The organism is Halochromatium sp. (assembly GCF_046541315.1).
GTDB lineage: Bacteria > Pseudomonadota > Gammaproteobacteria > Chromatiales > Chromatiaceae > Lamprobacter.
On sequence record NZ_JBKHDN010000026.1, the window covers coordinates 1 to 20638 of the forward strand.

A 20638-nucleotide genomic window follows, 5' to 3' on the forward strand; every position below is an offset into this window, starting at 1 on the left:
CGGAAACGCCACCACCTCGGCGCGCACCTCCGGCGCAATGCCAGGCGGCCCAGCCGGCGCCGCGCCCGTCTTCCCCTCAGCGTCCGTCTTGAGCCTGGGCAGCGGCAGCAGGGCCACCGAGGCGCCGCGTTTGCCGAGCAGGCCCGCCGGTAGTCCGGCCAGGGCCTCGATGTCCTTCGGGTGCAGGCGCAGCTGGGCGAGCAACTGCTCGACGCTGAAGCCGCCCTGGGTCAGCAGCAGGCGGATGGAGCGTTCGAGCAGGCGCGGTTGTTCGAGCGTGAGGCGTTCGTCCTCGGGCTCGGCGCGCACCCAGCCGCGGGCGCTGATGTATTTGAACAGGCGCCCGGCGTGCTCCTCGGTGATCAGCCCCAGATCCTTACAGCGGTAGATCATGGCGCCGATGGAGACGCCCCAGCGCGGCTTGAGGGTGCGGAAGGCTTCGAGCGAGATCTCGGGGAGTTCGTTGACGAAGCCGTCGGCGGGCATCAGGAAGGCGCTGGCGAAGCGGTGGGCTTGGTTTTCGAGTTCCTTGAATTCGTCGCGATGGGTCAGCGCGCTCTGGTCGACCTGGCGGTGCAGCACCAGATGGCCGAGTTCGTGGGCGGCGTCGAAGCGCGAGCGCACGGCGGTGCGTTTGTCGGCGGAGAGCAGCACATAGGGGCGGTCATCGGCCAGCGACCAGTGCGAGACGCCGTCGATGGAGGGCGCGGAGAAGGCGCAGCGGCCGACGACGATGCCGGCGTTCTCCATCACCAGCAGCAGGTCCGGGATCGGCGCGCGCCACAGTCGCCACTGCTCGCGCACGCGCGCGGCGGCGTCCTCGATGTCGCCGTCTTGCAGGCGCTGGACATCCCCGCCCCCGAGATCCGGCACCGCCGGCGCCGGCAGGTCGACCCAGGTCTGCAGGTCGTGGCTGATGCGTTGCAGCCAGAGCAGATGCTGGGCGATGCGCTCGCGCGAGCGCTTGGTGGCATTGGCCATGGAGCGGAAGAAGCGCGGGCGCTCGCCGGTCGCGAAGGGGTGGTTGAGGAAGTAGTCGCGCGGCACGCGCAGCGCCTTCGCCAGCGCGTCGAGGGCGGCCGGGTCGGGGGTCTGCTGGCCGGCTTCCCACTTGCTCACCGTCGGGGACGAGCGTTTCACGGCGGTGGCCAGGGCCGTGCGTGTGAGTCCCCGGGCGAGCCGTGCCTGCATCAGTTGGGTCGCCTGAAAGCCTGGGGTGCGTGCGCCCATGGTCGTTACCCTTACTCCTGTGTTTCGTGGTTGCTGGGTTCAGCGGCGCGCTAGGGCCTGCCTGTCATCCTTGACCTCGATCGGGTCGCCCCCCGCGTCCGCGTCTCGATCACGCGACTCGTCGCGCAGGCCAGCGGCCCTGGGGTGCGTATCGATCATCTCAAGCGTGGCGCCCTCGACAGGATTCGAACCTGTGACCTACCGCTTAGGAGGCGGTTGCTCTATCCTGCTGAGCTACGAGGGCGGGGACGGTCATCTTAACGCGGGCGGACGTGTCGACCAAGTGGAACGCACAGGCTCGCGCGGGCGCTTGAGGCGCATAAAACGGGTGACAAAGCGTTCGAGTCCTTTTATACTGAGCGGTCTGGCTGAGTGGCAGAGTGGTTATGCAGCGGCCTGCAAAGCCGTGGACGCCGGTTCGATTCCGACCTCAGCCTCAAAACATAGGCGATTGACAGAAATCGCCTCAGCCCGCGCTCGCGGGCTTTTTTCTGCCCGCTTGTCACTCGACACCACTCGCGACCGATCATTGACCAACCAAGTCGCGATGCCGCGTGACAGCGCGGACATGGGCGGTTGACGCGGAGAAGGGCTTGAGCACACTGACGCATTTCAATCGCGCTGGCGAGGCGCGCATGGTCGATGTCGGCGCCAAGCCCGAGAGCGAGCGCCTGGCCTTGGCCGAGGGGCGCATCCGCATGCAGCCAGAGACGCTGCGCCAGATCCAGCAGGGCGGTCACGCCAAGGGCGATGTGCTCGGCATCGCGCGCATCGCCGCCATCATGGGCGCCAAGCGCACCGCCGAGCTGGTGCCGCTCTGTCATCCATTGGCACTGACCAAGGTCGATTGCGAGTTCGAGATCCTCGACGAGACCGCGACCGGCAGCGAGCCGGCGGTGATCTGCCGGGTGACGGTGGCGACGCAGGCGCGCACCGGCGTCGAGATGGAGGCCCTCTGCGCGGTGCAGATCGGGCTGCTGACCATCTATGACATGTGCAAGGCGGTGGATCGCGGCATGAGCATCGACGGCGTGCGCCTGCTCGAAAAGCGCGGCGGGCGCAGCGGTCATTGGACGCGCGAGGCATGAGCGAACCGGCCACCCATCCCTTGTTCCAGCGCGCGGCCTTCCTCGGCGCGGCGTCGGATCTGGCGGCCACCCCGGATGATCGCGGCTATGAGGTGGCCTTCGCCGGCCGCTCCAACGCCGGCAAGTCGAGCGCCATCAATGCCCTCTGCCACCAACGCGGACTGGCCCGCACCAGCAAGACGCCCGGGCGCACGCAGCAATTGATCTTCTTTCGCCTGGATGACCAGCGTCGGCTGGTGGACCTGCCCGGCTATGGGTTCGCCAAGGTGTCGCTATCGATCAAGCAGCGCTGGCAACAGTTGATGGAACACTATCTGGAGCGCCGCGGTTCGCTCACAGGACTGGTGGTGGTGATGGATATCCGTCATCCCCTGACCGAGATCGACCAGCAGATGATCGCCTGGGGCATCGCCGCCGAGCTGCCGCTGTTGCTGTTGCTGACCAAGGCGGACAAGCTCAAACGCGGCGCGATCGCACGCAGTTTGGCTGAGGTCCGCACGGCCTTGGCCGAGGCCTCGGTGCCGGTCGAGGTGATTGCGTTCTCCGCCGTCAGCCGCCTCGGTCTGGAGCAGGCGCAGAAACGGATCGTGGATTGGCTCGCGCTCGCCGCCGCTGACGCTTCTGAGGTCTCAGGCGCCTCAGAACTCGCCGACCGCGGCTCCTTGCATGATTGAGCGCAGGGTATCGCGCACATCGATGGCCGCCTGCTTGAGGTCCGCCGGCAGTTCCCGACCGCCGTGGATCATGAAGTCCAGGTTCATCGAGTAGAGCCAGAGCCGACCGTCGCGATCCTCGACCAAGGCAATCCGGCAGGGCATGAAGCCGCTGTAGTGATTGCGATACTCGAGCATCATCTTGCCGACCTGCGCGTCGCAGAACGACAAGAAGTTGACGTAGCGATAATCCTCGCCGGTCACCGCCTCGACCTGCTGGTAAAAGGGCGACTCGCCGACGAAGAGCAGATTGTTGGTGGTGGCGAGGCTCTTCAGCGAGTCGATGACCTCATCGGTGCTGAGCCCCTCCTCCACCGGCACCGCCCACATCATGGCGCCACCGGGATCGCCCGTGTCGAGCAGCTTGGCGACGAAGCCCGAATAGACGGGCACGAACTCCGGATCGAAGTCGGCCAGCCGTGGCCCTAGCCACAGCGCGGCGATCAGTAGCACCGCCACGGCGAGCCCGCCAATCACCGCGAGCAGATTGCGAATCAGCGTCATACCGGACTCCACGCGAGACGGTTGAAACGGCCGACGGTCATCGTGATCGACGTTGACACGTCGGCCGACAGGGGCCTCGCCGCAACCGATCGGCTGGCGCCGGCGGTCGGGCCAACGCTCGCAGCGGCGGGCCGGTCCGGCGGGGCCGGCTTACTCAGCCATCGGCGGCATCTCGTACAGGCCAGGCATCTCCGGCATGTCGGGCATCTCCGGCATGTCACGCATCATCATCGGTGGCATCTGGGGCATGCGCCCACGGCCGGATTCCATCTGGCCGCACTTCGGATGCATGCCTTGATAACCGCCGTAGCCCGGATGGCGGTGACCATGGCCGTGGCCGGGTTCGCCCCAAGGCTGACCGTAGCCCGGGCCCATCGGCGGCATCGGCCGGGTGCCGGGCTGGTTGGCACCACCGAAGAGCGCGGCGATGGCCTCCTTCTGCTCATCGCTCATCGCCTCGATGGTGGCACGATAGTCCTCGTAGCGCTCGAGCATCTCTTGGCGACGCTCTTCGGCCTTCTCGCGCATCTCCTCCATGCGCTTGGCGCGCTCGGCCATCGCCGCCTCATAGCGTTGCTGCATCTCGGCGCGCATGGCCTCCATCGACTCGGCGGTGGGCGCCTCTGGCGTCGGCGCACCGGCCTCGGCCGGTGCCGATTCGGTCGCGGCTTCCGACTCGGTCTGCGCCGGTGCTTGGTCAGGGGCCGCGGCCTCCTCGGCAACGGCGACGCCACCTAGGCTCAGGGACAGGGCGAACACGGAAGCGAACGACAGGAATCGATCTTTATTGGTCATCTGGAAACTCCTCATCTTGACGTGGCTTTAGAGATACAAGGGCGCAGCGACCATAACACGGTTGCCACGGACGAGAAAGCGGCAGAGGACAGCGGCGAAACGCGCGAAACCCGAAACCGCCGCTCAAGCACGGATAGAATGCAGGGTTTCGAGGCGAGTTTGAAGCGCTCAGGAGCAAAAACCATGCGTATCGGCGATCTGATGGCAACAAGCGGTGTCAAGTTCGGCACCAGCGGCGCGCGCGGCCGGGTCGAGGACATGAGCGACCTGGTCTGTTACGCCTATGCGCGGGGCTTCTTGCGCTACCTGCTCGAAGGCGGGACGCTCGCCGCCGGCGCCGAGGTCGGGCTCGCCGGCGATTATCGCGCCAGCACGCCGCGCATCCTCGGCGCCTGCGCCAAGGCCGTGACCGACAGCGGATGCCGGCCCCGCCACCTCGGCCACATCCCAACGCCCGCGCTGACCGCCCATGGGATCGCCCACGGCTGGCCGACGCTGATGGTCACCGGCAGCCACATCCCGGACGATCGCAACGGCATCAAGTTCAATCTACCGAGCGGCGAGATCCTGAAGGAAGACGAGGCCGGGATTCGCGCGCAATCGATCGCGTTGCCGGACCGACTCTTCGATGCCGATGGCGGCTTCATCGATCCTCGTCATGGCGCCCTGCCCCCGCCGGAGCCAAGCGCGCTCGATGCCTATGTCGCGCGCTATCTGGAGTTCTTTCCGCACGACTGGCTCGCCGGGCAGCGGATCGGCCTCTATGAACATTCGAGCGTTGCGCGCGAGGCGCTGTTCCGCGTGCTCAGCGGGCTCGGCGCCGAGGTCGAGCGTCTTGGCTTCTCCGCCAGCTTCCTGCCGGTGGACACCGAGGCGATCCGCCCCGAGGACGTCGCGCTGGCCCGCGACTGGGCGGCGACGGGCGGCTTCGACGCGCTGGTCTCGACCGATGGCGACGGCGACCGACCGCTGATCGCCGACGAGCATGGCACCTGGCTACGCGGCGATCTCGCCGGGGTGCTCTGCGCCCAGGCGCTGGGCGCCGCCGGAGTGGTGACGCCGATCAGTTCCAACACCGTCGTCGAGCGCTGCGGCTGGTTCGCGCAGGTGATGCGCACCCGCATCGGCTCGCCCTATGTGATCGCCGGTATGCAGGCGCTCCAGGCGCGCGGCCTCGCGCCGGTGGTCGGGTATGAGGCCAACGGCGGCTTCCTGACCGCCTCCGACATCGAGCGTCAGGGCCGGAGACTGCCGGCGCTGCCGACGCGCGACGCGGTGATCGTCGCGGTGACCCTGATCGGCAGCGCGCGCGCCAGCCAGCGGCCGCTGTCGGCGCTTGCCGAGTCGCTGCCAGCGCGGTTCACCGAGAGCGACCGGCTCAAGGACTTCCCGAGCGAGTTGAGCGGCGAGCGCTTGGCCGCCTTCCAGACCGGCGACGCCGACGCCGACCGCGCCGCGCTCGCGGCGGTGTTCGCCGCCGAATGCGGGCCGGTGAGCGCGGTCGATCGGACCGATGGTCTGCGCATGACCCTGGCCAATGGCGACATCCTGCATCTTCGGCCCTCGGGCAACGCCCCCGAGTTGCGCGTCTACAGCGAGGCCGACAGCCGCGCGCGCGCCCGGGCGCTGAACCAGCGTTGCCTGGCGATGCTGGAACGCTGGCGCGATGGCTCAGAGTGAACCGGGCATCCGCGCGTCGTCCCAGCGATAGCGTCCCGGCGCGCGCCCGGGCGGGCCAACCCGGGCGCGTCCCAGCGCGCGGTAACGCTCGGCGCGCGTTTCCAAGAGCGCGAGCGCGGCGGCGTCGAGCCGCTGTTCGAACACGCGCAATCTGACCTCGGCGGATTCCGGCTCGGGCGCCTCCGCGAGCAGCCGAATCAACGTCGGATCGATGAACTGCGCATGCCCGCCGCTCAGCGCGATCCGCGCGGTGGTCGGCGTGCGCGCCGGATCGGCACGCTCCCAGGCAGGCGAGCGCGCCAGCTCGAGGCCAAGCATGGCATCGGCATGCAAGGCCACCGGATAGGCGCCGGCTTCGACCAGGATCAGCAGATCGCCCGGCGCCGCCGGCTTGAGCGGCGCGCCGAACAGCACTGCGGGGCTGACCACCGGCACCAGTTCGCCCCCGAGATCGAAGGCGCCGACCAGATGATCGGCGGTGTCGTCGAGCGCGGTCAGACGCGGCAACGACAGGCAGGTGCGAAGCTGCCCGGCGGCAACCGCATACGTCTGGCTGGAGAGCGCGAACACCACGCACTCTTCGCTGTCGGTCAGGACCGATTGCGCGGAAACCGCGAGCGCGGTCTGCTCGGCTAAGCTCATGGCGGGCCCTCCCGGCCATCAGGGTCGACTCACCTGACGCCGGGACAGGCGGAGCAAGGCCATGCGCCTCGGCATCATTGCGCTAAGCCTAGTCCAAAATGCCGGGATGTTTGCGCCCGCCGGGTCGATTCGGGGTTGATTCGGGGCCGATGCAGGTCGCTGCGAGTCCGATGCGGGGCCGCTTCGAGCCCGCGTCAGTCGAGCGGCCCCTCGCGCAGCAAAGGGCGCATCGCGCGCAGCAGGTTGGCGAACAGCGGCGGATGCTCGGCCTCCTCGCGCGCCAGCAAGGCCTTCATGTGCTCGCGCCGGGTCGGCATCTGGAAGCAGGCCGGGCAGCTGTCCGGCACCACCGGCAGGCCGGCGCTGCTGGCGAAATCGCGCATCTGCCGTTCGCGGCAGTAGACCAACGGGCGGATGATGCGCACGTCCCCGGCATCGTTACGATAATGCGCCTTCATGGTGCGCAGCTGACCGCCATGGAACATCGACATCATCAGACTCTCGGCCAAGTCGTCGAGATGCTGCCCGAGCGCCAGCACGTTGTAGCCGTGAGCGCGACAGAACCGGTACATGATGCCGCGCTTCATGCGCGCGCAATAGGCGCAGAAGGAATCGCCATCCATGTGCTCGCGCGCCTGCTCCATGATCGGTTGCCGCTCATAGTGCCAAGGCAGGCCGCGTTGCTCGTACCAGGCGGTGAGCGGGGCGGGATCGAAGCCCGGCACCTCCGGATCGATGGTGAGCACGGCAAGTTCGAAGCGTACCGGCGCGTAGCTGCGCAGATGCCGCAGCACCTCGAGCAGCGAGAGCGAATCCTTGCCGCCCGAGACCCCGAGCAGGATGCGATCGTGGTCGCGGATCATCGCGTAATCGGCGAGCGCCCGCCCGACCTGTCGCAGCAGCGACTTCGGCGGCCGCAGCCGCGCACGGCGGGAGGTTTCGGTGCGTTCGGTGCGTTGCACGCTTGGGGCTTGCGCTGACATCGGTTGTCTCGATTCCTAACGCAGGCGGTTACCGGTGGGCGGCGGCCGCGCGCTGTCGCGCATGCTCCGCCGTCGGGTCCAGGGCGCGCCGGCGCGGATTGCGCTGCACGAAACGATGCTGCTCCAGTTGCCAGCCATCGACGCTCGCGGTCAGCACCATGCAGGAGGGACCGCCAAGGGTGCGCGCGCGGCCGGCGGCGCCAGGATTCAGCACCCAGGGCCACCCGTGACGATCGTCGGCCAACACATGGCTGTGGCCATAGCAGATCGCGCGCGCTTGCGGATAGCGCGCACGCAAGCGCTCGTGGCGCCGGGCCGCCGGCAGGCGATGCCCGTGCACCAGTACCAGCTCGCCGCCAGGTAATGCGATATGCGCCTCCCAGGGGATGCTGACCAGCAGCTCGCGCTGATCCTGCGGCCATTGCCGCGCGGTGTCGTTATTGCCCAGAACCGCGTGGACGCGCCCGCCGCGCGGCTGCAACTGCGCCAGCACATCGGCGTTGCCGATGTCGCCGGCATGCAAGGCACTGTCGCAGTCGGCCACCAGCGCGGCGATCCTCGGATCCAGATACCCATGCGTATCGGCGATCAGCACCACCCGCATCGCACTCATGTAGCCCGCCGGTTCGGCTGCTCGGGCGATAAGCGCAGGGCGCGCCTTGTGGGCGACGGCGGACGCATCGCTCAGCTCATGGTCAGCACGAGCTTACCGAGCGCGCCGCCGGCCTCGAGTCGACGATGGGCTGCGGCCGCCTGCGCGAGCGGGAAACGCTCGGCGACATGGATGCGGAGTTCACCGGCATCGATGTAGTCGCCGCAGCGCCGCAGGATCTCGCCTTGGTGCTCGAGCGCGGCGGAGAGACCCTTGAGCTGAGGCGTGAGCATGAGTTCCAGGCTGACGCGCAGATTGCGATTGCGGATCTCCTTGAGATCCAGCTCGGGACCGGGGTCGAGGATGCTGACCAGATCGCCGTAGACGGCCATGGTCGGGATCGTCTCGCGGAACACCGCCGGCCCGACGGTATCCAGCGCAACATCGACGCCCTCGCCTTGGGTCCAGTCCGCGAGCGCGTCGCGCAGCGATTCCTCGCGGTAGTTGATCGCGTACTCGGCGCCGAGCTGGTGGACAAAGCTTGCCTTCTCGGCGCTGCTGACGGTGGTGGCGACGCGCGCGCCGGCGATGCGGGCGAGCTGGATCGCGACATGGCCGACGCCGCCGGCACCGGCATGGACCAGCACCCGCTGACCTTCCCGCAGGCCGGCGCGGTCGAATAGCGACTCCCAGGCCGTGATCAGCACCAGCGGCGCGGCGGCGGCCTCGGCGAAATCCAGCGCTGCCGGCTTGGGCTGGGCCACGCTCTCGTCGACCACGATGTACTCGGCATAATTGCCGTGCGGACCGCCCAGGCCACCGTGGCAGAACCAGACCGCGTCACCGGGCCGAAACCGCGTCACCCCCTCGCCGACGGCCTCGACCACACCGGCACCATCGCAGCCGAGCACGGCGGTCAGGGTCTCCGGCATCAGGGGGCCGCGCGCGCGAATCTTGGTATCCACCGGATTCACCCCCGCCGCTTCCAAGCGCACCAGCACCTCGCTGGCCGACTGGATCTCCGGTCGCGGGAGATCGACCAGGGCCAAGACATCCGGGGGGCCCGGCTCACGCATCTGTATCGCCTTCATCGGTTCCTCCTCATGAAAGATTTCACACATGATGCAGCGCTGAGGCGCGCATGTACACTACAGGGATAACCGGACGATGGGATGGAGAGATCGACATGCAAATCGAACATTGGCACGCTGATCGCGACGGCCCCTTGAACGAGCTTGCGTTACGGCACAAGCTCGAACGGCGCGGTTATCGCATCACCCGCGCTGTCTACTCGCCCGGGATGTTCTTCCCCGCGCATGCGCATGCCGAGGATAAGATCGACGCCGTGCTCTCCGGGCGTTTCCGCGTCACCATGCAAGGCCAGGAATCGGTGCTCGAGGCCGGCGACCTGGTGGTGGTGCCCAAACACGTCATGCACACGGCGGAAGTCGTCGGCGAGGAGCCCGTCGTCGGCCTCGACGGCGTCCGTGACGAGCCCTAGCCTTGCAGCGATGGTCTCCAGCCCGCATTCATCGGCAGATCCGGCGATGATCGAGCGGATTGCGCCAACCGGCGTCCGGCAATCCCGCCGCAGGCCGCGACCTGCCTCCATTGCCCTGTCTCCATTGACCTGATTCAGGAATCTGGCCACCGATGCCGACCATCATGCTCGTCGATAACGGCTCCAGTCGAGCCGATGCGACCCTGGCATTGCGACGCCTCAGTGACAGGCTCGCGCAGCGTCTCGGCCAGCCGGTCCATCCGGTTTCCCTGGCGCACTCATCGAAGGTGCCCGCAGAGGCGCTCGGCGGGCGGCCCGCCGCCACGCTCGAACCCTTTCTCCGGCGGCAGGCCGCCGCCGGGGTCCGGGATTTCCTCGCCGTGCCGCTCTTCTTCGGGCCAAGCCGGGCCCTGACGCGTCTGATCCCGCAGACGGTCGAGCGCGTCGGTGACGCCGGAACGACGGTCAGGGTCGCTGTCGCCGAGGAGCTCTGTCCGTTGCCACGCGGCGAACCGCGCCTGGCGGAGATCCTCGATCGTTCCATTCGCACGGCCATGCGCGACCTGGACGGCGGGACGGCAAGTTCGCAGACGCGCATCCAGGCGCTGCTGGTCGATCACGGCTCCCCGATGCCGGAGGTCTCCGCCGTGCGGCACTGGCTCGCGGGTCGCCTGGAGATCCTCGCGCGCGGTGATTATCAGCTCGGCGAGGCCGCAATGGAGCGACGCGCCGGGGCCAAGTATGCCTTCAACGGCGCCTTGCTCGCGGAGGCGCTGGCAGCGATCGGTCAACAACAGGGGCAGGCCCGGGTGGTGATCGGGATGCAGTTCATCGGGCCAGGCCGCCATGCCGGCCGCGATGGCGATATCGAGCGAATCTGTCAGCAGGCGCGCGACCGGTTTCCGGGTTTGGACATCGCCCTCTCGCCGCTGGTGGGAGAGGATGAGGCCCTGATCGACCTCTTGGTCGAGCGCGCCGAGCAGGGACTGCAAGGGCATCGCGGGACATCCCTGCCCCGTGCGGGAGAGGCCTGGCAATCGCCGTGGCGGATATGGCCACGCGACCCTTAGCCCGGAAAGACCTGCATGTGGTTGGCCTTGAAGAAATCGCGATCCTCTTTATTGTTTGGATCCAGCCCCAGCGCCGCCATCTTGTCCTTCATCCAACTCGGTAGTACACCGCGCACATAGACGTGATCGGGATTGTCCGGATCGACATAGCGCGTATAACGACCGCTGCCGAATTTCCTGGGTTTTTTGATGCTCGCGCCGCGCAGGCGGCGTGGCAAGAGTTGTTCGGCGATCTCCTCGAGATCATGACCGCGCTCCTCGATCATGTGCCGAATCTCTTGCGCAAGCCCGAGCTTCTCGACTTCCCGGCGTTCGCTGAGGGCCTGCTTGAGTTGCGCTTCCTTTTGTTTGGTTTGTTGGATCTGGCTTTGCAGCTCTTCGGCTGAAAGATGATGATATTCCACGAATCGCCTCCGGGGCGGGTGAATCCGAAACTACAAAGCCCGGCACGCGCGAGGCCCGTGCCGGGCAGTACATAACCGAGTTGATCGGTCTGCGTTGATCGGTCCGCGAGAGCCGACCGAATACGTCGGGCATCGCTCGTCGAGCGCGAGCTTACCGCAGACCTCGAATGGTGCAATGGCCAAGACCAGGGGCCAGGCTATTGCAGGATGAATGCCGCCGGATACCTTGTTCCGACAGTCGGTTACTGGTCACCGGCATCAATTTAAACACAACCGAGAAAAAGTCAAGCCAAACCGGCCAAGCGGCGCTCTTTTTGCGCAACCGTTCACAGTCTTTGGTCGATACCCGTCAAACCGATCGCGAGGACACTGATGCTGTTCTATCTCAAGCTGTATCTACTGACCCTACCCGTCTTCTTTGTCATCGACATGCTCTGGCTGGGCATCATTGCGCGCGCGTTCTATCGCGACAGTCTCGGGCATCTGCTCGCCGAGCGGGTGGATTGGGCCGCCGCCATCATCTTCTACCTGATCTATATCGCCGGTATCTTGGTCTTCGCGGTCGCGCCCGGCTTGGCAGCCGACTCGTTGCGCAAGACCATTCTGTTGGCCGCCGGCTTTGGCTTTTTCACCTATGCGACCTATGAACTCACCAATCGCGCCACCCTGCCGGACTGGCCATTGAAGATCGTCGTCGTCGACACCGCATGGGGCGTGGTCCTCTGCTGCCTGGTGGCGATGGCCGCGCATCTCATCGGCAAGTGGTTGCACTGAGGCGATTGACGGACATCGCCTAAGCACGCCCGGCGGCATTGTCCCCGGGCCCTGGGTGCCCTCTCAGTCTCGTTGCAACCGATAACGCGCACCGCAATACGGACAGGTGATCTCACCGCTGGGCTCCGCGTCGATCGGCAGATAGACTCGAGGGTGCATGTTCCAGACCTCCTCACCGGGCAGCGGGCAGCTCAACGGCAGGTCTTTCAGAGTGACGATACGCGCCTTGGTGTCCGTTGGCGGCGGCTTGACATCGGCCGTATCGAGGGCGGGATCGACGATCGGTTCTTGCATTGGAATCAATCTCTATTCAACGGCCAGCGCTCAGAGGTGGGTGAGCCAGTCGGCGTGGATCTCGCTATGACCTTTGACAGCGTCGAAGTACATCGATTGCAAGCGTTCGGTGATGGGGCCACGGGTACCGGAGCCGATCTCGCGGCCATCGACCGAGCGGATCGGCGTCACCTCGGCCGCGGTGCCGGTGAAGAAGGCCTCGTCGGCGATATAGACCTCATCGCGGGTGATGCGTTTGGTCACCACCTCAAGCCCGATTTGATCGGCGAGGGTCATGATGGTGCGTCGGGTAATGCCGTCCAGCGCCGAGGTCAACTCGGGCGTGTAGAGCACGCCCTCGCGCACCAGAAAGACGTTCTCGCCACTGCCCTCGGTCACATAGCCCTCGGCATCGAGCAGCAGGGCCTCGTCATAGCCATCGCGGACCGCCTCCTGCAGGGCCATCATCGAGTTCATGTAATTGCCATTCGCCTTGGCGCGGCACATGGTGGCATTGACATGATGGCGCGTGAATGACGAGACCCGCACGCGAATGCCATGCTTGATGTTTTCCTCGCCGAGGTACGACCCCCAGTCCCAGGCCGCGACGATGCAGTGGACTTGCAGATTGTCGGCGCGCAAGCCCATGCCCTCGGAGCCATAGAAACACATCGGCCGGATATAGGCCGAGCGCAGGCCGTTCTCGCGCACGGCGAGGCATTGCGCCTCATCGAGGGTCTCGCGGTCATAGGGCATCTTCATGCCGAGGATGTGCGCGGAGTTGAACAGACGCGCGGTATGCTCATGCAAACGAAAGATCGCCGAACCGCGGGCCGTTTCATACGCGCGCACACCTTCGAACACGCCCATCCCATAATGCAGCGTATGGGTGAGGACATGTACCTGGGCCTCACGCCAGGGCACCATCTTGCCATCGTGCCAAATGAGACCATCACGATCGTCCATCGTCATTGTTGTCGAACTCCGCTTACAAAGGCCCGCGAGGCGCAGGCGTTATCAGACCGCAGGTTGGCCAGGGCTGGCGCTAGGGCAAGGCGATGCTTCTTCCATCAACCGCTGCCAAATGGCGGCCACGGACGCCCGTTCCGGGCCAAGCCGAGTCGCCTCGATCAAGCCCCCGGCATCCTGCAGCGCATGGCGATGATAGGCCGCACGCAGGGCCTTGTAGGCCGCGGTCAGCTCGGCGCCGACCGTTTCCGCCAATAGACCCCGTCGAATGAGGGTTTCGAGCAGCCGGATATTATCGGTCCAGCGCGTGAGATCGGGATGATCGCCGGCCCAGCGCAGAACGGCGTATTGGACCATAAATTCGATGTCGGCAATACCACCCGCGCCCTGTTTCAGATCAAACCACCCTTCCCGCGTCTTATCCAGCGCCGTCCGCATCTTCGCGCGCATCGCACGGACCTCGTCGCGCAGCTGATCCGGCGCGCGCCGTCGCTGGAGGATGTCGGCGCGCACGCGGCCAAAGCGCTCGGCCAGCACCGCATCGCCAGCCATAGGCCGGGCTCGCACCAAGGCTTGATGTTCCCAAGTCCAGGCGCTCTCGGCCTGATAATCGGCAAACGACGCCAGCGAGCGCGCGATCATGCCCTTATTGCCATCCGGGCGCAGGCGCATATCGACCTCGTAGAGCGCGCCGGAATAGGTCGGCGTGGTCATCACATGGATCAGCCGCTGCCCAAGCCGCACATAGAACTGCTCGCTGGCCACCGGCCTGGGGCCATCGGTCATGGTGCCAGCGGTGGCCTCGTCGTAGAGAAACACCAGGTCGAGATCGGAGTTGTAGCCGAGTTCGATGCCGCCGACCTTGCCATAGCCGATGACACTGAAGCCCGGCGCCGCGTGATCGGTCCCGGGCGGACTGCCGTGGCGCTCGACCAGATCGTGCCAAGCAATCTCCAGGCTGCGCGCGGTCGCGACCTCGGCGATCTCGGTGAGATAGTCGCTCACCACCATCAGCGGAATGGCGCCGGTGACATCGGCCGCCGCGACGCGCAAGCGGTTGCCTTGGGCGAATTGCCGCAGGCGCTCCATGCGCTGCTCGAGGTCGTCCGCCTCGACGCCGGAGAGGAGCTGATCGAGTTCCTGCTCCAGATCGGCCCGATGCAGGGGCTCGAACAACCGGCGCGGGTCGAGCAGCTCATCGAGCAGCAACGGCTGACGGGCGGTGCGCTCGCCGAACCAGGGGCTCTTGGCGCTGAGCCGCACCAGTTGATGCAGGGCATCGGGATGCTCGGCGAGGAGGTCCAGATAGGCGGTGCGGCCCAGCACCGCCTCCAGCACCTTGAGCACGCGGCCGAGGCTGAGGTCGGGCGCGCCACAGGCGGCGAGTTCCTCCAGCAAGCGCGGCATGACCAGCCCTAGCCGCGCGAGCCCGCGGCTCGACAGCCCGCGGCGGTCGGCCGTCTCGCGGAAATCCAGGAGCTGTCGCCAGGCCGAGTCGGGCTCCGCGAAACCGGCCGTTTCCAGCAGCTCGATGGCCGCGGCCCGATCCGGCAGCCGCTCCCAGAGCGAAGCCACCGAGGTCGCGGTCGGCGGCGATTCCTCGGGATCGGCGAAGATCGCATCGAAATGCCGTTGCACGCAGGCGCGATGCGCGTCGAGATCGACCTCGAACGCCTCCCAGTCGGCATAGCCCATCGAGTGGGCCAGGCGTGCGCGCGCCGGGGCGCCGCTCGGCAGCGAATGCGTCTGCTCGTCGCGCCAGGCCTGCAGACGGTTCTCGGTCAGGCGTAGGAACCGATAGGCGCGGGTCAGCTCGCTCACCGTCGCGGGTTCCAGCAGGCCCTTATCGCCGAGCAGGGCCAACACCTGCTGGATCGGACGCACCTGCAACTCCGGCTCGCGCCCGCCCCGGATCAGCTGAAAGGATTGACCGATGAACTCGATCTCGCGGATACCGCCGGGACCGAGCTTGATATTGTCGGCCATGCCCTTGCGTCTCAGCTCGCGGTCGATCAGGCCCTTGAGATGACGCAGCGAGGCGATGGCACCGAAATCCAGATAGCGCCGAAAGACAAAGGGCCGCAACATGGCCTCGAGTTCGGCCCGAGCCTCGGGCGCGCCGGCCACGACCCGGGCCTTGGTCATCGCATAACGCTCCCATTCCCGCGCCTGCGAATGGTAATAACCCTCCATCGCATCGAAGCTCATCGCCAGCGGACCCGCGTCGCCGAAGGGCCGCAGCCTTGTGTCGACCCGAAACACGAAGCCATCGGCGGTCTTGGCGTTCAGCGCCTTGACCAGCCGCTGACAGAGGCGGGCGAAGAATTGCTCCACGCTCAGCTCGCGCGGGCCGTCCACCACGCCCCCGGCGCTCGGGAAGGCGAAGATCAGGTCGATATCCGAGGACAGATTCAGCTCGCGCGCGCCGAGCTTGCCCATGCCCAGCACCAGCAGCGACTGCGGCCGGCCATGCCCGTCCTGGGGCACACCCAGCTCGGCGCGCGTCCAGGGCTCGAGCAGGCGCAGACTCTCGCGGATACAGCTATCGGCAAGGGCGGTCAGATCCTCGAGGGTCTCGTCGAGTTCGGCCCAGCCGGCCAGGTCGCGAAAGACGATGCGCAGCATCTGCTCGCGCCGAAAATGGCGCAAGACCCGCTGGAGCTGGACTTCGTCGCTCACCTCGGCGAGCGCCGCGCGCAACTGTTCGCTCATCCGCTCGGCGCTGGAGGCACGCCGCAGCGCACCGCTCTCCAGCAGCCCGGCAAGGCTGCGCGGGTGGCGGGCACAGGTCAGGGCGACGAACTCACTCCCTTCCCAGACCCGCGCGCGCGCCGCCGTGAACGCTTGGTCCCGGGGCACTTCGAGGCCCTGCTCCACCGCCCAGTCCCGCCACTGTTGCCAATGGCTGTCGTTCGCGCTCTGTGGGGTCTCTGGCATCAGGGTCGGACTCGCTCGCCGCAGGCGATACACTCACTGCTCACTGCTCACTGCTCACTGCTCGCTGCTCACTGCGCACAGGACTCACTGCGCATGGAGACGGTAGCTCGAGGCCAGTCGATACTGATCGCCGGGCGCGATCGAGACCACATCCTCGGCCGCGTTGGCAGTCTCGACACAGAGCGTGCGCAGGTATTCATCGTCCCCGAAATCGCCCATCGCCCGTGCCTGCTCGATCCAGGGGTTCCAGACCACCGCCGAACGGCTGCCTTCGCGCTCGATATGGATCGCGCGTCCGAGACTCGGATCATCGATGATCAGTCGATCCAGGGTCTGCAGATAGATCCGATCGAGCGGCCCGTCGATATTGATCGGCCCGGACTGGGTAGCGCGGACGCCATCGGCCAGTTTGTCGAGGTAATCGTGACCGGCGAGGCCGAGCACCTGAACCTGGCGCAGGTCGCCCACGTTGAAATAGGTATGCAGCGCCTGCGTCACGCTGAACGCGGCCTCGCCCGTGTTGTGCGTGATCAGCGCCACGTCCAGGGTCTCGCCAATGGTGATCTCGATCTCCAGCGAGAACGCGTGCGGCCAAGCGCTGCGGGTCTGGTCGTCATCGCGCGTTCCCAGCCGCACCCGGGTGCTGCCATCGACCCGGGTCTCGGTCAACAACAGCTGCCAGTCGCGGGTGCGCACGAAGCCGTGGGCGGGGCGACCGCGCTGCTCGGGATCGGGTCCGAACCAGGGCCAGCAGACCGGAATGCCGCCCTTGATCGCCTTACCGGGTTGGAACTGGGCCTGCCGGCTGACGAACAGCAGATCGTCATTGGTATCGACCGGACAGTAGGACAGGACCTGCCCGCCGTGGGCGCAGATCGACGCGCGGGCGAACGCGTTGTCGACGGTGATCAGCGGAAACCCGCCATCGCCCACGCAGATCGCGAGCACACCGGGAATGGCGAAGGCGTCGTTGGCTTGAGCGATATCCATGAGCGATCCTCGAGGTCATTAGAACAGCGACAGCAATCAGAGTCTCCGGGAGGCGTTCGGGATCATTGCCCGTCACGCCGCATGCGATCGAGCCGACCTTGGGCAAGACGCGCCTCGGTGGTCTCCGGAAAGCGCCTCACCAGCTCCTCGAGCCGATCGCGGGCGGCGTCGAACTCGTCCTGCTCATAGGAGACGTAGCCAAGCTTGAGCAGCGCCGCCGGCACCTTCGGGCTCTGCGGATAGTCGCTGACCAAGCGGTTGAACGCGCGCTGGGCGGCCGGGTAGTCCTGGGTCACATAACCGATCTCGCCAAGCCAATAGCGGGCGTTATCGGCGAACTGCCCCTGCGGATAACGTTCGAGCATCTCGCTGAAGGCGGCGCGGGCCGCGGCGTAATCGCGTGCCTTGAGCAACTCGAAGGCCTCGCGATACTGCTCGCGCTCGCCGCCGCTGGAGGTCTCCGGAACCGGCAGCCCCAGCATGCCCGGGTCCACCGGGCGCACCCCCTCGGGCGCGGTGGCCGCTTCCCCTCCGGGTAGTACAAAGGCGGACTCATTCGAGCCGCCATCCGCGGCCGGATCGAACGACAGCGCGCTCGGGCTGGGTAAGCGGCCGCCGTCGTGCTCGCCGGTGCCGAAGCCGTTCGAAGCGGGCAGCCGGGAGTCAGGGCGAGACTCAGGCCAGGAGTCAGGCTGGGAGTTAGGCTGGGAGTCTGACCGGAAATCAGGCCGGAAATCAGGCTGGGACTCGATTCGGGGCGCAAACGAGGACGGCGCTGCGATGCCTTCTTGTCGCAACAGATAGTGCTGGGTCTCGACTTGGCCGCGCAACTCCTGGACCTCCCGCTGCAACTGTTGGATCTGCAATAACAGGTCGGAGAGCGAGCGTTCGCTCAGCATCCGCTCGAGCCGGGACAGGCGCGCCTCGATGTCCGGATCGGCCGCCAGCGCCATGGTCGGCGGCGCGCTCAGAACCGTCAGCAGCAGCATCCAGGCGAGCGGGGCCGGGAGGGGACGAGCGTGCAGCATCGGATCATGCCTCATTCGTAGACCAGCTCGACGCGGCGATTCTCGCGCCAGGCGGATTCAGAGCGGGCCGGATTCGCGGGACGTTCCTCGCCATAACTGAGGGTCGTCAGCCGCTCGCCGGGCACCCCCTCGGCCATCAGGAAGCTGCGCACCGCCTGGCTGCGCCGTTCCCCCAGGGCCAGGTTGTAACCGCGCGTGCCACGCTCATCGGTATGGCCCTCGAGCCTGACCGTGACGTCCGGCGTGTTGAAGATGTACTCGGCATGCGCGCGCAGCAGATCCGCGTACTCTGGCTGGATCGCGCTGGCGTTGTACTCGAAATGGATCAGCCTCCGGTAGAGCGGGCTCGCCGGGTCGTCGAGGGGCGAGCGTGCCGACGCCTCGGCCGCGCCCGCCCTGGCGCCGGCGTCATCCCTGGAGGCATCCAATTCAGCCGCGCTCGGCGTCGCCGGCGGCGGTGGCGTCGTTGTGCAGGCACCGAGCGCCAGGCTCGCGGCGACGAGCAACAACGAAAGCGGTCGATCGATCATGCGGACCCCATGGATGGTGGTGAGAGTGAAGGCGGCGGCTATCAAGGCCGGTATTCGCGCGCTCAGGGCAAGAATGGCGACCAGGCCGGCTCGCGCACCTCGCCGGCTTCCTGCGACAGCCGCTGCCCCGAGCCGCCGTCGATCGGGGTCACCGACAACAGGCCACGGCCATTCTGTTGGCTCGCATAAATTACCATGGCGCCATTGGGCGCGAAACTCGGCGATTCATCGAGTTCGCCATCGCTCAACAAGCGCCGCGAGCCGCCGTTCGCATCGGTGACCAGAATCCGGAAGCGCCCGCCGACCCGGGTCACCATGACCAAGGAGCGACCATCGGGGGAATAGCGCGCGGCGGCGTTATAGTCGCCCTCGAAGGTGACCCGCTGGGGCGACCCACCGCTCGCCGACACCCGATAGATCTGGGGTTGCCCGCCCCGATCCGAGGTGAAGACGATCTCGCTACCATCCGGCGACCAGGCCGGTTCGGTATCGATCGCATAATGATCGGTGAGACGCGTCAATTGTTTGCTCGCCAACTCCAGCACATAGATGTCCGGATTGCCGTCCTTCGACAGGGTCATCGCCAGCCGATCGCCGTCCGGCGAGAACGCGGGCGAGCCATTGATGCCCTCGAAGCGGGCGACGCGCTCGCGCCGGCCGCTCGCCAATTCCTGAACGAAGATGCTCGATTGGCTGTTTTCGAACGAGACGTAGGCCAGGCGACGCGCATCCGGCGACCAGGCCGGCGACATGATCGGATCGGCCGAATCGACGATGGTCTGCGGGTTGTAGCCATCGGCATCCGAAACCCGCAGCGAGACCCGCGCATCGCGACCGCGCGGGCCGGAGGTGACATAGGCGAGGCGGGTCGCGAAGACGCCGCGTTCGCCGGTCAGGGCCTCGTAGATCTGGTCCGCGATCCGATGCGCGGCATGGCGCAGCCCGCGCTCGCTCGAGCGCAGCGAGCCGGACTGGATCGCCTTGTCGTTGAAGACATCGAACAGGCTCCAGCGCAGGCTGTAGCCACCGTCCTCGGCCGGGCCGATCTCGCCGATCACCAGGTTGTTCATGTCCAGCAGTTGCCACTCGCGCGCATCGATCTCGTCCTCGCGCTGTGGCATGCTCAGCATCTCGCGCGGCGGCAAGGCGCGGAAGCGGCCGCTCCGGCTGAGATCGGCGCTGATGACGCTGGCGATATCCACGCCAGGGCGCGCGCCATCGCGATTGCCGAAGGGCACCACCGCGATCGGCTGCGCGCCCTCGACGCCACCGGTCACCTCGATGGTCAGTCGAGCCTGAGCCTGGCCGATCGCCAGCATGAGCACGGTGGCGAACAGGGTGACCAGCGCTGGGCGTGGGCGTTGCTTCATGTCATCTCCCTCGGATTGCCGGTTTAGAAAGCGTCCATCGACTCTTTCCCGACATGAGCGCCACCGTGCGGCAATACTCGGCCGGTAGAAAATGGACAGCGAATCAAGGCCGAAAAGAAATCTGCAAATCACGAATCAGCTCGAACTCATCACCTTCTGGCACCGGCAGCGGCGAGGCCCGATAGATGGCCGCAACCACGGATTGATCGTACGCGGCCCGACCGCTACTCTCGACGACGCGCACGCTGCCAGGGATGACGGCCCCGCCGGGTTCAAGGCTTAAATTCACCACGGTCTCGAGATCGAGATTCGGGCGCTGCCCCTGGGGTCGCACCCAGTTTTGTTCCACCCGGTTTTTGATCAAGACCCCCCAACGGTTCTGGATCTCCGCCGCCGAGGCTCCGGCCGCGCGGCCATTCGTCGGATCATCGTCCTGTTCCCGACGGTCCTGTTCCTCGGCCTCCAGTGCTTCGCGCATCCGCCGTTCGCGTGCCTCGGCCTGTTCGGCCTCGCGCCGGCGCCGCAGTTCCTCGCGCTCGCGTTCCAGCTCGGCCTGGCGTTCGGC

22 protein-coding genes and 2 tRNA genes are annotated in these 20638 nt (G+C 66.7%); 7 read left to right on the forward strand and 17 right to left on the reverse strand.

Annotation, left to right across the window (positions count from 1 at the left end; genetic code table 11):
- On the reverse strand, positions 1–1230 hold a 1230-nt coding region (locus ACLFQI_RS03330), incomplete at its 3' end, for an ImmA/IrrE family metallo-endopeptidase (protein WP_410757431.1).
- A 167-nt stretch (positions 1231–1397) separates the two neighbouring features.
- Positions 1398–1474: transfer RNA gene (locus tag ACLFQI_RS03335), tRNA-Arg, on the reverse strand.
- A 122-nt stretch (positions 1475–1596) separates the two neighbouring features.
- On the opposite strand from ACLFQI_RS03335, the gene ACLFQI_RS03340 reads away from it, so the two are divergent.
- The 3 genes from ACLFQI_RS03340 (at position 1597) to yihA (ending at position 2992) form a co-directional block, all read left to right on the forward strand.
- A tRNA-Cys gene (locus ACLFQI_RS03340) sits at positions 1597–1667 on the forward strand.
- A gap of 156 nt (positions 1668–1823) precedes the next feature.
- The gene (moaC, locus tag ACLFQI_RS03345; protein ID WP_410757432.1) at positions 1824–2318 is read left to right on the forward strand and encodes a cyclic pyranopterin monophosphate synthase MoaC; all 495 of its coding nucleotides are present in this window, start codon (positions 1824–1826) and stop codon (positions 2316–2318) included.
- Positions 2315–2992: a ribosome biogenesis GTP-binding protein YihA/YsxC gene (gene yihA, locus ACLFQI_RS03350; protein WP_410757433.1), complete on the forward strand. Its 678-nt coding sequence runs from the start codon at positions 2315–2317 to the stop codon at positions 2990–2992. Before moaC ends, yihA begins: the two co-directional genes overlap by 4 nt.
- Here yihA and ACLFQI_RS03355 read toward each other — a convergent pair.
- Positions 2957–3535, reverse strand: a complete 579-nt coding sequence (locus ACLFQI_RS03355) for a DUF302 domain-containing protein (protein ID WP_410757434.1) — start codon at positions 3533–3535, stop codon at positions 2957–2959. The genes yihA and ACLFQI_RS03355 overlap by 36 nt on opposite strands.
- Positions 3536–3685: 150 nt before the next feature.
- Positions 3686–4330 carry a hypothetical protein gene (locus tag ACLFQI_RS03360; RefSeq protein ID WP_410757435.1) on the reverse strand — a complete coding sequence of 215 codons (645 nt, stop codon included), beginning with the start codon at positions 4328–4330 and terminating at the stop codon, positions 3686–3688.
- A gap of 183 nt (positions 4331–4513) precedes the next feature.
- Between ACLFQI_RS03360 and ACLFQI_RS03365 the strand changes: the two genes are divergently transcribed.
- Entirely contained in the window at positions 4514–6010 is a 1497-nt protein-coding gene (locus ACLFQI_RS03365; RefSeq protein ID WP_410757436.1) for a phosphomannomutase, read from the forward strand.
- Here ACLFQI_RS03365 and ACLFQI_RS03370 read toward each other — a convergent pair.
- The 4 genes from ACLFQI_RS03370 to ACLFQI_RS03385 all read right to left on the reverse strand — a co-directional run bounded on the left by ACLFQI_RS03370 (position 6002) and on the right by ACLFQI_RS03385 (position 9318).
- Positions 6002–6652, reverse strand: coding sequence for a chemotaxis protein CheW (locus ACLFQI_RS03370; RefSeq protein ID WP_410757437.1), 651 nt, complete (start codon positions 6650–6652; stop codon positions 6002–6004). The genes ACLFQI_RS03365 and ACLFQI_RS03370 overlap by 9 nt on opposite strands.
- 194 nt (positions 6653–6846) lie before the next feature.
- Entirely contained in the window at positions 6847–7515 is a 669-nt protein-coding gene (locus tag ACLFQI_RS03375; protein WP_410757453.1) for a tRNA 2-thiocytidine biosynthesis TtcA family protein, read from the reverse strand.
- Between the two features lie 148 nt (positions 7516–7663).
- On the reverse strand, positions 7664–8248 hold the full coding sequence (locus ACLFQI_RS03380; RefSeq protein WP_410757438.1) for a metallophosphoesterase family protein: 585 nt from the start codon (positions 8246–8248) through the stop codon (positions 7664–7666).
- A gap of 71 nt (positions 8249–8319) precedes the next feature.
- Positions 8320–9318: a zinc-dependent alcohol dehydrogenase family protein gene (locus tag ACLFQI_RS03385; protein WP_410757439.1), complete on the reverse strand. Its 999-nt coding sequence runs from the start codon at positions 9316–9318 to the stop codon at positions 8320–8322.
- 95 nt (positions 9319–9413) lie between these two features.
- On the opposite strand from ACLFQI_RS03385, the gene ACLFQI_RS03390 reads away from it, so the two are divergent.
- Both ACLFQI_RS03390 and ACLFQI_RS03395 read left to right on the forward strand, forming a co-directional pair.
- Positions 9414–9728, forward strand: a complete 315-nt coding sequence (locus ACLFQI_RS03390) for a cupin domain-containing protein (protein WP_410757440.1) — start codon at positions 9414–9416, stop codon at positions 9726–9728.
- Between the two features lie 152 nt (positions 9729–9880).
- Positions 9881–10798, forward strand: coding sequence for a sirohydrochlorin chelatase (locus ACLFQI_RS03395; RefSeq protein ID WP_410757441.1), 918 nt, complete (start codon positions 9881–9883; stop codon positions 10796–10798).
- Here ACLFQI_RS03395 and ACLFQI_RS03400 read toward each other — a convergent pair.
- Complete coding sequence (locus ACLFQI_RS03400) at positions 10795–11202, reverse strand: H-NS histone family protein (RefSeq protein WP_410757442.1); 408 nt, start codon at positions 11200–11202, stop codon at positions 10795–10797. The two genes, ACLFQI_RS03395 and ACLFQI_RS03400, sit on opposite strands and share 4 nt — an antisense overlap.
- Before the next feature lie 372 nt (positions 11203–11574).
- Here ACLFQI_RS03400 and ACLFQI_RS03405 point away from each other — a divergent pair, with 372 nt between their 5' ends.
- Complete coding sequence (locus ACLFQI_RS03405) at positions 11575–11976, forward strand: DUF2177 family protein (RefSeq protein WP_410757443.1); 402 nt, start codon at positions 11575–11577, stop codon at positions 11974–11976.
- A 63-nt stretch (positions 11977–12039) separates the two neighbouring features.
- Here ACLFQI_RS03405 and ACLFQI_RS03410 read toward each other — a convergent pair whose 3' ends face one another.
- The 8 genes from ACLFQI_RS03410 to tolA form a co-directional block, all read right to left on the reverse strand.
- On the reverse strand, positions 12040–12270 hold the full coding sequence (locus tag ACLFQI_RS03410) for a zinc-finger domain-containing protein (RefSeq protein ID WP_410757445.1): 231 nt from the start codon (positions 12268–12270) through the stop codon (positions 12040–12042).
- Between the two features lie 30 nt (positions 12271–12300).
- Positions 12301–13221, reverse strand: coding sequence for a branched-chain amino acid transaminase (locus ACLFQI_RS03415; RefSeq protein ID WP_410757446.1), 921 nt, complete (start codon positions 13219–13221; stop codon positions 12301–12303).
- A 45-nt stretch (positions 13222–13266) separates the two neighbouring features.
- A complete protein-coding gene (gene glnE / locus ACLFQI_RS03420; RefSeq protein ID WP_410757447.1) occupies positions 13267–16155 on the reverse strand; it encodes a bifunctional [glutamate--ammonia ligase]-adenylyl-L-tyrosine phosphorylase/[glutamate--ammonia-ligase] adenylyltransferase in 2889 nt (962 codons plus the stop codon).
- Between the two features lie 84 nt (positions 16156–16239).
- On the reverse strand, positions 16240–17145 hold the full coding sequence (locus tag ACLFQI_RS03425) for a D-hexose-6-phosphate mutarotase (protein WP_410757448.1): 906 nt from the start codon (positions 17143–17145) through the stop codon (positions 16240–16242).
- 62 nt (positions 17146–17207) lie between these two features.
- Positions 17208–18173 carry a tol-pal system protein YbgF gene (gene ybgF / locus ACLFQI_RS03430; protein ID WP_410757449.1) on the reverse strand — a complete coding sequence of 322 codons (966 nt, stop codon included), beginning with the start codon at positions 18171–18173 and terminating at the stop codon, positions 17208–17210.
- Between the two features lie 11 nt (positions 18174–18184).
- Positions 18185–18703: a peptidoglycan-associated lipoprotein Pal gene (gene pal / locus ACLFQI_RS03435; protein ID WP_410757450.1), complete on the reverse strand. Its 519-nt coding sequence runs from the start codon at positions 18701–18703 to the stop codon at positions 18185–18187.
- 62 nt (positions 18704–18765) lie between these two features.
- On the reverse strand, positions 18766–20073 hold the full coding sequence (gene tolB / locus ACLFQI_RS03440) for a Tol-Pal system beta propeller repeat protein TolB (RefSeq protein ID WP_410757451.1): 1308 nt from the start codon (positions 20071–20073) through the stop codon (positions 18766–18768).
- Positions 20074–20176: 103 nt separating this feature from the next.
- Positions 20177–20638 (reverse strand): cell envelope integrity protein TolA (gene tolA, locus ACLFQI_RS03445; protein WP_410757452.1); only part of this gene is annotated, 462 nt, incomplete at its 5' end.